This window comes from Streptomyces sp. NPDC042346, assembly GCF_055581845.1.
In genome coordinates this window covers 1-12,134 of the sequence record NZ_JBVJEH010000001.1, presented here as the reverse complement: position 1 = coordinate 12,134, position 12,134 = coordinate 1, and the positions used below count along the sequence as shown (strand labels likewise).

At 71.5% G+C, this 12,134-nt stretch carries 11 protein-coding genes and 1 rRNA gene; 10 read left to right on the top strand and 2 right to left on the bottom strand.

Translation table 11 applies throughout. The annotated features are described in order from the left end of the window. Nucleotides 1–350: 350 nt before the first annotated feature. From ACZ6K0_RS00060 to ACZ6K0_RS00035, 6 genes are all read left to right on the top strand, one after another. Nucleotides 351–659, top strand: coding sequence for a hypothetical protein (locus tag ACZ6K0_RS00060; RefSeq protein ID WP_024757447.1), 309 nt, complete (start codon nt 351–353; stop codon nt 657–659). A 115-nt stretch (nt 660–774) separates the two neighbouring features. Then, the gene (locus ACZ6K0_RS00055) at nt 775–1,608 is read left to right on the top strand and encodes a DUF8175 domain-containg protein (protein WP_376410947.1); all 834 of its coding nucleotides are present in this window, start codon (nt 775–777) and stop codon (nt 1,606–1,608) included. Further along, nucleotides 1,598–2,917, top strand: a complete 1,320-nt coding sequence (locus tag ACZ6K0_RS00050; protein WP_469228868.1) for a hypothetical protein — start codon at nt 1,598–1,600, stop codon at nt 2,915–2,917. The genes ACZ6K0_RS00055 and ACZ6K0_RS00050 overlap by 11 nt, the downstream gene beginning before the upstream one ends. After that, nucleotides 2,914–4,467, top strand: coding sequence for an SCO6880 family protein (locus ACZ6K0_RS00045; protein ID WP_376410941.1), 1,554 nt, complete (start codon nt 2,914–2,916; stop codon nt 4,465–4,467). The genes ACZ6K0_RS00050 and ACZ6K0_RS00045 overlap by 4 nt, the downstream gene beginning before the upstream one ends. Before the next feature lie 20 nt (nt 4,468–4,487). Next, entirely contained in the window at nt 4,488–5,885 is a 1,398-nt protein-coding gene (locus ACZ6K0_RS00040; RefSeq protein WP_376410938.1) for an ATP-binding protein, read from the top strand. Next, a complete protein-coding gene (locus tag ACZ6K0_RS00035; protein WP_469228865.1) occupies nt 5,886–7,424 on the top strand; it encodes a type IV secretory system conjugative DNA transfer family protein in 1,539 nt (512 codons plus the stop codon). A gap of 7 nt (nt 7,425–7,431) precedes the next feature. On the opposite strand, the gene ACZ6K0_RS00030 is transcribed toward ACZ6K0_RS00035, so the two are convergent. Then, nucleotides 7,432–8,001 carry a GNAT family N-acetyltransferase gene (locus ACZ6K0_RS00030; RefSeq protein ID WP_469228863.1) on the bottom strand — a complete coding sequence of 190 codons (570 nt, stop codon included), beginning with the start codon at nt 7,999–8,001 and terminating at the stop codon, nt 7,432–7,434. Nucleotides 8,002–8,146: 145 nt separating this feature from the next. Between ACZ6K0_RS00030 and ACZ6K0_RS00025 the strand changes: the two genes are divergently transcribed. From ACZ6K0_RS00025 to ACZ6K0_RS00010, 4 genes are read left to right on the top strand one after another with little or no spacing between them, the layout of a single operon-like run. Beyond that, entirely contained in the window at nt 8,147–9,049 is a 903-nt protein-coding gene (locus tag ACZ6K0_RS00025) for an ABC transporter ATP-binding protein (protein WP_376410929.1), read from the top strand. Beyond that, nucleotides 9,046–9,855, top strand: a complete 810-nt coding sequence (locus ACZ6K0_RS00020; protein WP_469228861.1) for an ABC transporter permease — start codon at nt 9,046–9,048, stop codon at nt 9,853–9,855. Before ACZ6K0_RS00025 ends, ACZ6K0_RS00020 begins: the two co-directional genes overlap by 4 nt. A 13-nt stretch (nt 9,856–9,868) precedes the next feature. Then, complete coding sequence (locus ACZ6K0_RS00015; RefSeq protein WP_469228859.1) at nt 9,869–11,113, top strand: sensor histidine kinase; 1,245 nt, start codon at nt 9,869–9,871, stop codon at nt 11,111–11,113. Continuing rightward, nucleotides 11,110–11,781: a response regulator gene (locus tag ACZ6K0_RS00010; RefSeq protein ID WP_376410920.1), complete on the top strand. Its 672-nt coding sequence runs from the start codon at nt 11,110–11,112 to the stop codon at nt 11,779–11,781. Before ACZ6K0_RS00015 ends, ACZ6K0_RS00010 begins: the two co-directional genes overlap by 4 nt. A gap of 89 nt (nt 11,782–11,870) precedes the next feature. On the opposite strand, the gene rrf is transcribed toward ACZ6K0_RS00010, so the two are convergent. After that, nucleotides 11,871–11,987, bottom strand: a 5S ribosomal RNA gene (gene rrf, locus ACZ6K0_RS00005). Nucleotides 11,988–12,134 lie beyond the last annotated feature (147 nt).

The following is a 12,134-nucleotide window of genomic DNA, read 5'->3' as shown; positions in this document are numbered from 1 at the left end:
GTCTAGGCGGCGAGGGGCCCGACGGGGTGGTTGCGCGACGTGCCGTCAGTTCTTCCGCAGGACGCGCACCGACGACCGAACCGGCGGCGCGACGGCGCCCCAAGAGTGCAACAACGACAATCATTGCCCGGAGTCACCCTCCGTGATACACAGAGTGACCATACGCTTCTTCGCATAGAAACCGGCCACACCACCGCAGGTCAAGACGGTCAGACCGGTCAAGTGTGCGGGGATCGGGTAAAGAGAGCCGTCAAGCCGTCACACGCGAGCGGTTTCATCAGCGAAGATAGGGCGATGACCCATGCCGTCCGGCAAGGGCAGTTAACTACCCAACAGGGGCGGTGAGTTACATGTACCTGGCGGCAGAAAAGGGCGACATCACCACCATCATCGGTGGAATCGCCCCGAACTGGGGGCCTTTCGGCAGCCTGGGCAACGAAGCCAAGGTGATGATCGAGGTCGTGATGGCCGTGGCCATCCTGCTCTGCCTCGGCATCGCCATCTGGGGAGCGGCCAAGCAGCGCATCGGCGCGACCGCACTCCGCGACACGTTCAGCGCGGAACAGGGCAAGGGCCTGATCGTGGCCGGCCTCACCGGCGTCTTCATCATCGGATCGCTGGGGACGCTCTTCACCATCGTGTACGGGATGGCCGTCTGATCCCCCGTCGGACTCCATCCTCCTGAGGCCTGCTGATGTTGTGTGTGCGTTCCCTGATGGCCAGCCATCCTGCAGCACTGTCGTACCCGCGAACGAGTGAGGGGGCGTACCCGGCATGAGCCTCGGCGACGAGCACGACGGCTTCGGCGGCGTGGGCGGCTCGGGCCAGACCCGGACCCGCCTGCCCGAGGGCAACAGCGGCGACGTCTACGGAGGCGCCCGCCGCCCCGTCCGCAGCTCCCGCTCCCTCCTCACGGTCGTGGGCGTGGTGGTCCTCCTCATCGCGGCGATCGCCTTCGCCAACCGCGGCGGCGGAGACCCGGCGGACGCGGCCCCCGCAGCAGGCACCCCGGGCAAGACGGCCCCGACGGCAGCAACAGGCATCCGCCCGGTCACCGGCAAGAACGGCCGCCTCCCCGCAGGCTTCGCCCGCACCGAGCAGGGCGCGCAGAGCGCGGCGACGAACTACGCGGTGGTGCTCGGCTCGGCCGAGATGTTCCAGGACGGCCCGCGCGAGGAGATCGTGCGCGCCATCCACGACCCCGCCGTCGTGGAAGACCTCCTGAAGAAGCTCGACGCCTCCTACTCCGCCGGCCTCATGGCCGGCATGGGACTCGACGAGAACGGCACCGCGCCCGCCGGCACGACCCTCGTCTCACGCACCGTCCCCGTCGGCGCCAAGGTCCGTGACTACACGGAGAACTCCGCGACGGTCGACGTCTGGTGCACCGGTCTGGGCGGCCTCGCCGGCGCAGGATCGACCAAGCCCGTCACCGCCACCTGGTTCACCGTCACGCAGAAGCTCACGTGGGTCGGGGGCGACTGGCGCATCGAGTCCTTCAGCCAGAGCGAAGGCCCCACCCCGGTCAACGGCGACAACCGCGCCTCCACGGCCGACGAGATCGCCGAGGCCGTCGAGGGATACGGAGCGTTCACCTATGCCCGCTAGCCGAAGCCTGGCCGGGCGCGCGACGACCGCGGCCTTCGCCGCCTTCCTCGCCGCCCCCCTCCTGCTCGCCCCGGCTGCCCACGCGGCCCCCACCCCGACCCCGACGGCCCCCACTCCGACCCCGACCCCGGGCAACAAGGCGTGCGAGCTCCTCACGGGAACGGCCCGCCAGCTCTGCGAGAGGAGCGAGTCCGGCGGCGGCACCCAGGCACCCCTGCCCAACCCGACCACCGCCCTCGACCCCCTCTCCTCCCTCGCCCGCGGCTGCGCCGACGCCGCCATCGCCACCATCGACTACCTCTCCAAGGCCGTCAAAGAAACCGCCGACGTCGACTTCACCAACCTGGAGTTCCTCGGCCGGTACGCGATCGTCTTCGCCGCCGCCACCTTCCTCACCCTCCTCCTCTGGCTCCTCGCCGTCGCCAAACGAGCCATCCGCGGCGTCCCCCTCACCACCGCACTCTCCGAGGCCATCGGCTTCCTCTGGCTGACGGTCCTCGCCTCCGCCTTCACCCCGCTCATCCTCTACACCGTCGTCAACGCCACCGACGCCGTCACCGAGGTCATCGCCTCCGGCACCGGCCAGCAGACCGACGTCTTCTTCGGCAGCTTCAAACAGGCCCTCCAGAAGGGCGACAGCATCGGTGGCGGCCCCATCATGCTGATCATCGTGTCGCTGGTGACCGTCCTCGCCGCCGGCGTCCTCTACCTGGAGCTGTTCCTCCGCGCCGTGATGCTCTACGTCGGCGCCCTCCTCGGCGTCGTCGTCTACTCCGGCCTCGTCGACAAGAACATGTGGGGCCACGTCCGCCGCTGGGCCGGAATCATGATCGCGGTGATCCTCGTCAAGCCGGTCATCGTGATCGTCCTCGGCCTCGCCGGCGCCCTCTCCTCCGGCACCGGCCCCGACTCGTTCTCCGCCGTCGTCTCCGGCCTCGCGATCATCCTGCTCGCCATCTTCTCCTCCGCGGTCATCTACCGCTTCGTCCCCGGCTTCGGCGACGAGATCGCCGCCTCCCGCAACAACCGGCTCCACCGCGCCGGCGAGAACACGGCCGCCGCCGTCATCTCCTCCCCCGCCTCCCTCGTCTCCCAGGGCATCAAGACCCACAGCACCCGCGACAGCGGCGGCGGCCAGGGCTCCCAGGCCCGCCCCGCCAACCCCCTCGCCGGCGGCGTCGCCGCCCACAGCAGCCGCGGCGGCGACAACCGCGGCGGCGGGGCCACACCCCCGCCCGCACCCCGTAGCAGCAGTCCCACCACGGGTACCCCGCACAGCAACCGCAACTCTGGAGGTGGAGGGCGTTGACGACCCAGTCCCAGCCGGTCGCGCCCCGCCGCACGTATCTCGTCGGCCGCGCCCGGCCGAACGCGATCGTCGGCAAGAACCGTGAGACGGGCGAGATCGCCCTCATCATCGTCGGCGCCTTCCTCGGCATGATGAGCGGACTCCTCGTCCCCGTCCTCCCCCTCCGGATCGCGCTCCTCGCCGGCCTCCCCATGGTCGGCATCGCCGCCGTGTACCTCCCGTACAAGGGCCGCACGTTCTACAAGTGGTTCGAGATCAACCGCAGCTTCAAGCGCATGCTCAAGCGCGGCACGGCCTACCGTTCCGTCGCCGCCGAGTCCGGCACCCGCCTCGACGGCCGCGAGGTCGAGGTCGGCCCGCCCCCCGGCATCGGCCGCGTCGGCTGGCTCGCCGCCCCCTTCGGCCCCGACGAGATCGCCGTCCTCCTCCACGCCGACCGCCGCACCGTCACCGCCGCCATCGAGATCGAGGGCCCCGGCGTCGGCCTGCGCGACAGCGAGGACCAGGAAGCCCTCGTCGACCGCTTCGGCACCCTCCTCAAGCACGTCGCCAACGGCGACGGCTTCGTGACCCGCATCCAGATGCTGGCCCGCACCCTCCCCGCCGACCCCGACGCCCACGCCAAGGACGTCACCCAGCGCGGCGACGCCACCGCCCCCGGCTGGCTCAAGGAGTCGTACGAGCAGCTCCAGTCGATGGTCTCCACCTCCAGCGAGCAGCACCGCGCCTACCTCGTCGCCTGCATGCACTACACGCGCGAACTCGCCGCCGAGGCCAACGTCATGGCCCGCGCCGCCCGCCACGCCTCCGGCGCCCGCAAGCTCGACCGCGACGCCGGCCTCGCCGTCGTCATGGCCCGCGAGCTCACCGACATCTGCGCCCGCCTCGCCGAGGCCGACATCCGCGTACGCCAGCCCCTCGGCCAGTCCCGGCTCGCCTCCCTCGTCCACTCCATGTACGACCCGGACCACCCCATCGACCACATCCAGGCCATGACGAAACGAAACGCTTGGCCGGCCGAACTCGACGCGATGGAACCGACGTACCTCCAGGCCAAGACCCGCGAGTCCTCCACCCGCGCCCCCTGGTGCCACGCCACGGCCTGGGTGAAGGAGTGGCCGATGACCCCGGTCGGCGTCAACTTCCTCGCCCCGCTCCTCGTCCACACCCCCGACGTCATCCGCACGGTCGCCGTCACCATGGACCTGGAGCCCACCGAGGTCGCCATCGAGCGCATGCTCACCGAGAAGACCAACGACGAGGCCGACGCCAGCCGCGCCGCCAAGATGAACCGCACCGTCGACCCCCGCGACATCGCCGCCCACGGCCGGCTCGACCAGCGGGGTGAAGATCTCGCCAGCGGCGCGGCCGGAGTGAACCTCGTCGGGTACATCACGGTGTCGTCGCGTTCACCCGAGGCCCTCGCCCGGGACAAGCGCACGATCAGGGCCTCCGCCGGCAAGTCGTACCTGAAGCTGGAGTGGTGCGACCGCGAGCACCACCGGGCCTTTGTGAACACCCTGCCGTTCGCGACCGGCATCCGCCGCTAAGGCCGAAGGGGCACCGACCGATGCGAGATCCGCTGTCCGCACTCACCGACGCCTTCACCTCCTTCGTCCTCGGCAAGGTGGAGACGACCCGCCTACCCGTCCGCACCTCCACCGGACAGGCCCAGGCCGTCTACCTGCCGACCGCCGCCCCCGGCCTCGGCGACTCCGGCGTGATCATCGGCCGCGAGGTCTACAGCGGCAAGGGATACATCTACGACCCCTTCCAGCTGTACGGGCAGCAGCTCCCCGCCCCGCACTGGCTGGTCCTCGGCGAGTCCGGAAACGGCAAGTCGGCGCTGGAGAAGACGTACGTGCTCCGCCAGCTCCGCTTCCGCGACCGGCAGGTCGTCGTCCTCGACGCCCAGGGCGAGGACGGCGTCGGCGAATGGAACCTCATCGCGCAGGAGCTGGGAATAACTCCCATCCGGCTCGACCCGATGGTCGCCAACGACTCCGGCATCCGCCTCAACCCCCTCGACCCCTCGATCACCACCACGGGACAGCTCGCGCTGCTCCGCACGATCATCGAGGTGGCGATGGGCCACGGCCTCGACGAGCGCTCCGGCTTCGCCCTCAAGGTCGCCCACGCCTACGTCACCAGCCACACCACCGACCGCCAGCCGATCCTCACCGACATCGTCGAGCAGCTCCGCCACCCCGAACCCGAATCGGCGGAGGCCATGAACGTCGACATAGACGACGTACGGGCCTGGGGCCTGGACGTCGCCCTCGTCCTGGACCGGCTGGTCGACGGCGACCTCCGCGGCATGTTCGACGGCCCGACGACCGTCGGCATCGACCTCGACGCGCCCCTCATCGTCTTCGACCTCTCCCACATCGACCGCAACTCCATCGCCATGCCGATCCTCATGGCGATCGTCGGCGTCTGGCTGGAGCACACCTGGATCCGCCCCGACCGGAAGAAGCGCATCTTCCTCGTCGAGGAGGCCTGGCACATCATCAACAGCCCGTTCGTGGCGCAGCTGTTCCAGCGGCTGCTCAAGTTCGGCCGCCGCCTCGGCCTGTCGTTCGTCGCCGTCGTCCACCACCTCTCCGACGTCGTCGACGGAGCGGCGGCCAAGGAGGCCGCGGCGATCCTCAAGATGGCCTCCACCCGGACCATCTACGCCCAGAAGGCCGACGAGGCACGCAACACGGGCCGGGTCCTCGGCCTGCCCCGCTGGGCCGTCGAGATCATCCCGACCCTCACCCCCGGCATCGCGGTCTGGGACGTCAACGGCAACGTACAGGTGGTCAAACACCTCATCACCGAGCGCGAACGCCCCCTCGTCTACACCGACCGCGCGATGACCGAGTCCTCGGTCGTCGCCGACCCGGAACTCGAGTGGGAGACGGAGCAGCGCGCGATCCTCATCGAGCAGCAGATGAACGGCACGTCGCAGTCGACGGTGGCGTAGATGGAACCGGCGAAGAGAGGAGGAGGCATCTCCGACGGGCTGCTGCTCAGCCTGTTCGGCCTCCTCCTCTGCCTCACGGTCCTGGTCTGGGCGGCCACCGGCCTGGGCGGTCTCCTCGCCCACGGCGCCTGGCCGGAGGGGGTCGCCCTCACCCGCACCCCCGCGGCCCTGCGCTCCCTCGCGACCGCCCCGACCGACCTGGCGGCCGCCTGGCCCGCCACCCCGGCCGGCGGGCTGTCGGGATACGGGCTGTTCTGGGGCCTGCTGATCGGCGAGGCGATGATCCTGCTCGTCCTCGCGATCTTCGCCCTCGGCACGATCGCCCGCTGGCGCGCGGTCCGCGCGAACCGCAAGTCCGGCGCGTACGAGCCGTCCCGCGCACGAGACCGCAAGCCCCTTCCCGTACGGGAAGACCCCACGCTCGTACGGGAAGCCCCCGCGCCCCTCCCGGACCGCGCCCCACCGGCCCCACGCCGCTCCGCGGAGGAACACGCCCCGGAACCGCCCGGGCTCACCCTCCCGCAGCCCGCCCCGCCGACCGTCCCACCGGTCCTCCCGACCACCCCGACCGTCACCCCCGCCGTCGCCCCCGCCGCCACCCCCCTGGGCGCCGCCACCCCCCGGCTCCTCCTCGGCCCCCCGGAGACCCGCCACCCCCTCGCCGTCCAGGCGATCCGGGACGCCGAAGGCCCCGTCCTCGTCGTCACCTCGGACCCCACCGTCTGGTCGGCGACGAAGGACGCGCGCGGCAAACTCGGCCCGGTCCTCGTCCACGACCCGGGCCACCTCTGTGACACCCCCGCCCGGCTCCACTGGTCCCCGTCCGAGCACTGCGAGGACCCGGCCGTCGCCCAGCAGCGGGCCGCCGCCCTGCTCGCCCCCGTACGCCCGCACTCCCGCCTCGACGCCACCACCGCCGAGACCGCCGAAACGCTCCTGCGGTGCTGGCTGCACGCCGCCGCCGTCGACGGCCGCTCCTTCCGCCAGGTCCACCGCTGGGCCCAGGGCGCCGGCGCCCACGAGCCCGTACGCATCCTCCGCAGCCACCCCAAGGCCGCCTCGGGCCTCGCCGGCCTCCTCGAATCGGCGCTCACCGCCCACCCCGAAAGCCGCCGCCTCGCCCAGGAACTGACGGCCCGTGCGCTCGCCGCGCTCTCCTCGATCCACATCAGGGAGTCCTGCGTCCCGAATCGAACGGATTCGCTGGCGCTCGCATCTTTCCTCGCCGAAGGGGGCACCCTCTACCTGGTGGGCGAAGCGATCGAGGACCCCCGAGCCCACCCCGGCGCGATGCCGCTCCTCACGGCCCTCGCCACCAGCGTGGTCGAGCACGGCCGCCGCATGGCCGCACGGTCATCCGACGGTCGGCTCGACCCACCACTGACGCTCGTCCTCGACGACGTCGCCGCCGTGGCCCCGCTCCCCGACCTCCCGGAGCTCCTCGCCACCGGCCACGACCAGGGCCTCCCGACCCTGGCCCTCCTCCGCTCCCGCGAACAGGCCCGCAGCCGCTGGCCGGAGGGCGCGCTCACCCCCTGAGCACGCGTTACGCGCCCGGGCGCGGCAGCTCGTACTCCACTTCCTCCGCGCCCGCGCTCACACCGCTCTCCAGGGTCACGCGCGCCCCCGACGCCACGAACCCGAAGCGCCGGTAGAAGGCCGCGGCCCGCGCGTTGTCCTCGTGGACGTACAGCCGCACCCGCTCCACCACCGGATCCGACAGCGTCCAGGACCACTCCACGGCCGCCCGGAACAGCCCGTCGATCGCCCCGCCGCCCCGCGCCTCCGGCCGTACGTACACCCCCACGATGTGCGTCTGGTCGACCTTCGCCGACGCGCCGAACACCGCGTCCGCCGACGCCCGCTCCACCAGCACCGTCACCGAGCCGACCCACCGCCCGTCCGCCGCCTCCGCGACGAACTGACGCACGGAACCGTCCCCGCTCTCCGAGGCCCCCGCACCACGCTCCTGCCAGAAGCTGTCCGGCCGCTCCACGGCGTCCTCGTACGTGTCGAGGAACGCGAGGTGCGCGACCGGGTCCTGGAGGGCGGCGAGCCGCAGCTCACGGGCCTTCTCCCACTCGTCGGCGCGGAGAGTACGTATCGAATAGTCCATGCCCACGATCCTCGCCACGACAGGACGCCCCTGACAAGGCATTTCCTCTCACACCCGCCCCGTCGTACCGCGGTACCACCCCCGCGCCCCGGTCCCCTCCCCGGGTCCGACGTCCGGCCACCCCCCGCTCCGTAGCGTCGACGACATGATCCGAGCAGAGAACCTCACCAAGCGGTACGGGGACACCACCGTCGTCCAGGACCTCAGCTTCACCGTCCGCCCCGGCACCGTCACCGGCTTCCTCGGCCCCAACGGCGCCGGAAAGTCCACCACTCTCCGCATGATCCTCGGCCTCGACACCCCGACCCGCGGCCACGCCACCGTCGACGGCCGCCCCTACGCCGACCACCGCGCCCCGCTCACCCGGGTCGGCGCCCTCCTCGAAGCCCGCTCCCTGCACCCGGGCCGCTCCGCGTACCACCACCTCATGGCCCTCGCCCACACCCACGGCCTCCCCCGCACCCGCGTGGACCGCGTCCTCGCCCTCACCGGCCTCACCCACGTCGCCCACAAGCGCGTCAAGGGCTTCTCCCTCGGCATGGGCCAGCGCCTCGGCATCGCCGCCGCGCTCCTCGGCGACCCGGCCACCGTCGTCCTCGACGAACCGGTCAACGGCCTCGACCCCGAGGGCGTGCTGTGGATCCGCACCCTCCTCAGGTCCCTGGCCGCCGAGGGCCGTACCGTCCTCGTCTCCTCCCACCTCATGAGCGAGATGGCCCTCACCGCCGACCACCTGATCGTCATCGGCAAGGGCCGCCTCCTCGCCGACACCACGGTCGACGAGCTCGTACGCACCTCCGGCGGCGCCTCGGTCAAGGTCGTCACCCCGGAGGCGGACCGGCTGCGCGCACTCCTCCCCGACGCGCGCTGCACCACCGAGGCACCCGACACCCTCCTCGTCACCGGCCTCGACGCCCCGGAGATCGGCCGCACGGCCGCCGCCCACGGCCTCCCCCTCCACGAACTCACCCCGCAGGCCGCCTCACTGGAGCAGGCGTTCATGGACCTCACCCGCGACTCCGTCGAATACCAGGGAGCCCCCGCATGACGACGACCACGACCACCACGGCCGCCACCACCACCCCTTCGCCCTACGGCCTCACCTTCACCCGGATCCTCCGCTCCGAATGGCACAAGCTCCGGACCGTCCGCTCCACCTGGATCACCGTCCTCGCCGCCGCCGCGCTCGTCCTCGGCGTCGGCATCCTCATGGGCTCCACGTACACCTCCGACGGCGGCGACTCCGACGTCGACACCGTCGTCCTCACCCTCTACGGCTCCCAGCTCGGCGGCATCGCCCTCGCCGTCCTCGGCATCCTCGTCACCGCCGGCGAGTACGCGACGGGCATGGTCCGCGCCTCCCTCACCGCGGTCCCCCGCCGCCTCCCCGTCCTGTGGGCGAAGGCCGCCGTCTACACGGCCGTCGTCTTCACGGTCTCCCTGGTCACCGCCCTCGCCACCTTCCTCACGGCCCAGGCCTTCCTCTCCGGCACCGACCAGGCCGCCTCCCTCACCGACGACGGCGTCCTCACCGCGATCGCGGGCAACGCCGCCGGCGTCACGCTCCTCGGCGTCATCGCCCTCGGCCTCGGCGCCGGCCTGCGCTCCGTGCCGGGCGCGATCGGCGCGTTCGTCGGCGGGGTCCTGATCGTCCCCGAGATCCTCGGGATGCTCCCGTACGAGGCGATGGACACCGCCATCCGGTACTTCCCCACCCAGGCGGCCGGCGCCCTCGGTTCCGCGACCCCGATGCCCGGCGCGGCCTCCCCCGGCGCCGCACTCCTCGCCCTGCTCCTGTGGGCGGCGGCGACACTCGCGGTCCCCGCTCTGTTGCTCAAGTCCCGTGACGTATGAGGATGATGACCGGGTGACCACACAGGAGACGACTGCCGAGGCGACGGGCCTGAGCAGGTACATCCAGCGCCTGCTGGCCCGGGCACGGGCCTTCGACATCCGACACCCCGCGGTGTGGGACGCCGGCCTGACGCTCGTCTGGACGGTCGCGGCGCTCGTGGACGCGGCCGGCGGCTGGCAGAACACCGCCCGCGACCCGTCCGTCCCCGGCCGGCTCGTGTTCGCCCTGAGCCTCGCCCTCACCCTGCCGCTCTACTGGCGCCGCAGCCGGCCCATGACGGCCCTCGGCGTGATGGCCTGCGCGACGCTCGTCAGCGAAGGCTCCGGGGCCTTCCTCCAAGCCGGCTACCTCCAGATGCTCCCGGTGTTCCACCTCGCGCTCACCCGCCCGCCCCGCGCACTCCTCTGGGCCTTCGCCCTCATCCTGCCGCCGCTGGTGACGGGCGCACTCCGCTTCCCCCACGAGACCTGGGACCAGCGCGTCATCCCCACCCTGTGGGGGTACGCCCTCGTCGCCCTCCTCGGCCTGGTCGTCCGCTCCCGCCGGGACCACACCACCTCCCTCGTCGACAGGGCCCGCCGCCTGGAGATCGAACGCGACCAGGAGGTCCGGCTCGCCGCCGCAGCCGAACGCACCAGGATCGCGAGGGAGATGCACGACATCATCGGCCACAACCTCTCGGTCATCACCGGTCTCGCCGACGGCGGCAGGTACGCGGCGGCCAAGAGCCCCGAGCGCGCCGCCCAGGCCCTCGACGCCATCGGTACGACGAGCCGTCAGGCCCTCGACGACCTCCGCCGCCTCCTCGGCGTCCTGCGCGACGACGAGCAGGAGGCGGTCCGCGACCCCCAGCCCACCCTGGCCGACCTGGGCACACTCCTGACCGGTGTACGGAAGGCGGGCCTCGCGGTGGAGCTCGACATCCGCGACGAGCCGACCGCCCAACCCCTCGCGCCGGGTGCCCAGCTGACGGTCTACCGGGTGGTCCAGGAAGCCCTGACGAACACCCTCAAGCACGCGGGCCCCTCGGCACGAGCGACCGTGCTCCTGTCCTGGTCCCCGAAGGAACTCCTGGTGGAAGTAGCCGACACAGGCACGACCACCACGACCCCACCCCTCACCGACGGCACGGGCCAAGGCCTCACCGGCATGCGCGAACGCGCCGCCCTCTACGATGGCCGACTCGACTGCGGCCCCCTGCCGGCCGGCGGCTGGCGCGTCCGTCTCCTACTCCCCCTGGAGGACTCCCCCTCGTGACGACCGTACTCATCGCCGACGACCAGCCGATGCAGCGCTTCGGTTTCCGCATGTTGCTGGAGAGCCAGGACGACATGACCGTCGTCGGCGAGGCGTCGAACGGCACCGAGGCGATCCGCCTGGTCGACCGCCACCACCCGGACGTCGTCCTGATGGACATCCGCATGCCCGGTCTCGACGGCATCGAGGCCACCCGCCGCATCGTCACGACGGGCGCCCGCACCCGGATCCTGATCGTCACCACCTTCGACCTCGACGAGTACGCGTACGAGGGCCTGCGCGCGGGTGCGAGCGGCTTCCTGGTGAAGGACGCCCAGCCGGAGGAGCTCCTCGCGGGCATCCGCGCGGTCGCGAGCGGCGACGCCGTCGTGGCCCCGAGCCTGACGCGCCGTCTCCTGGACGCCTACATCCAGCACCTGCCCCGGCCCACCGCGCCGCCGGCCCCGCCCGAGGAGGACCCGCGCCTCTCCACCCTCACGGAACGGGAACGCGAGATCCTCACGGTCGTCGGCCAGGGCTGGACGAACACGGAGATCGCCGAACGCCTCCATCTCGCGGAGTCCACGGTGAAGACGCACATCGGCCGCATCCTCGCGAAGACGGGCGCCCGCGACCGCGTCCAGGCGGTCATCCTGGCCTACGACACCCAACTGGTAGCGCCGGCATAACCGGCATAAGAAGCACAGGCAGTCCCATTTCTGCCCCGGAACGCAGAAAAGCCCCGCACCATAAGGTGCGGGGCTTTCCCACAATGATTGTTCGGCGGCGTCCTACTCTCCCACAGGGTCCCCCCTGCAGTACCATCGGCGCTGAAAGGCTTAGCTTCCGGGTTCGGAATGTAACCGGGCGTTTCCCTAACGCTATGACCACCGAAACTCTATGAAGATATGAACCGCCGCACCACCCAAAGGGGGGCGTGTTCGTTACTTCAGAACTAACACAGTGGACGCGAGCAACTGAGGACAAGCCCTCGGCCTATTAGTACCGGTCAGCTCCACCCATTACTGGGCTTCCACATCCG

Excerpts from the sequence above, each read along its gene's own strand:
- ACZ6K0_RS00060 (WP_024757447.1), top strand. The coding sequence starts at position 351 with ATGTACCTGGCGGCAGAAAAGGGCGACATCACCACCATCATCGGTGGA.
- ACZ6K0_RS00055 (WP_376410947.1), top strand. The coding sequence starts at position 775 with ATGAGCCTCGGCGACGAGCACGACGGCTTCGGCGGCGTGGGCGGCTCG.
- ACZ6K0_RS00050 (WP_469228868.1), top strand. The coding sequence starts at position 1,598 with ATGCCCGCTAGCCGAAGCCTGGCCGGGCGCGCGACGACCGCGGCCTTC.
- ACZ6K0_RS00040 (WP_376410938.1), top strand. The coding sequence starts at position 4,488 with ATGCGAGATCCGCTGTCCGCACTCACCGACGCCTTCACCTCCTTCGTC.
- ACZ6K0_RS00035 (WP_469228865.1), top strand. The coding sequence starts at position 5,886 with ATGGAACCGGCGAAGAGAGGAGGAGGCATCTCCGACGGGCTGCTGCTC.
- ACZ6K0_RS00030 (WP_469228863.1), bottom strand. The coding sequence starts at position 8,001 with ATGGACTATTCGATACGTACTCTCCGCGCCGACGAGTGGGAGAAGGCC.
- ACZ6K0_RS00025 (WP_376410929.1), top strand. The coding sequence starts at position 8,147 with ATGATCCGAGCAGAGAACCTCACCAAGCGGTACGGGGACACCACCGTC.
- ACZ6K0_RS00020 (WP_469228861.1), top strand. The coding sequence starts at position 9,046 with ATGACGACGACCACGACCACCACGGCCGCCACCACCACCCCTTCGCCC.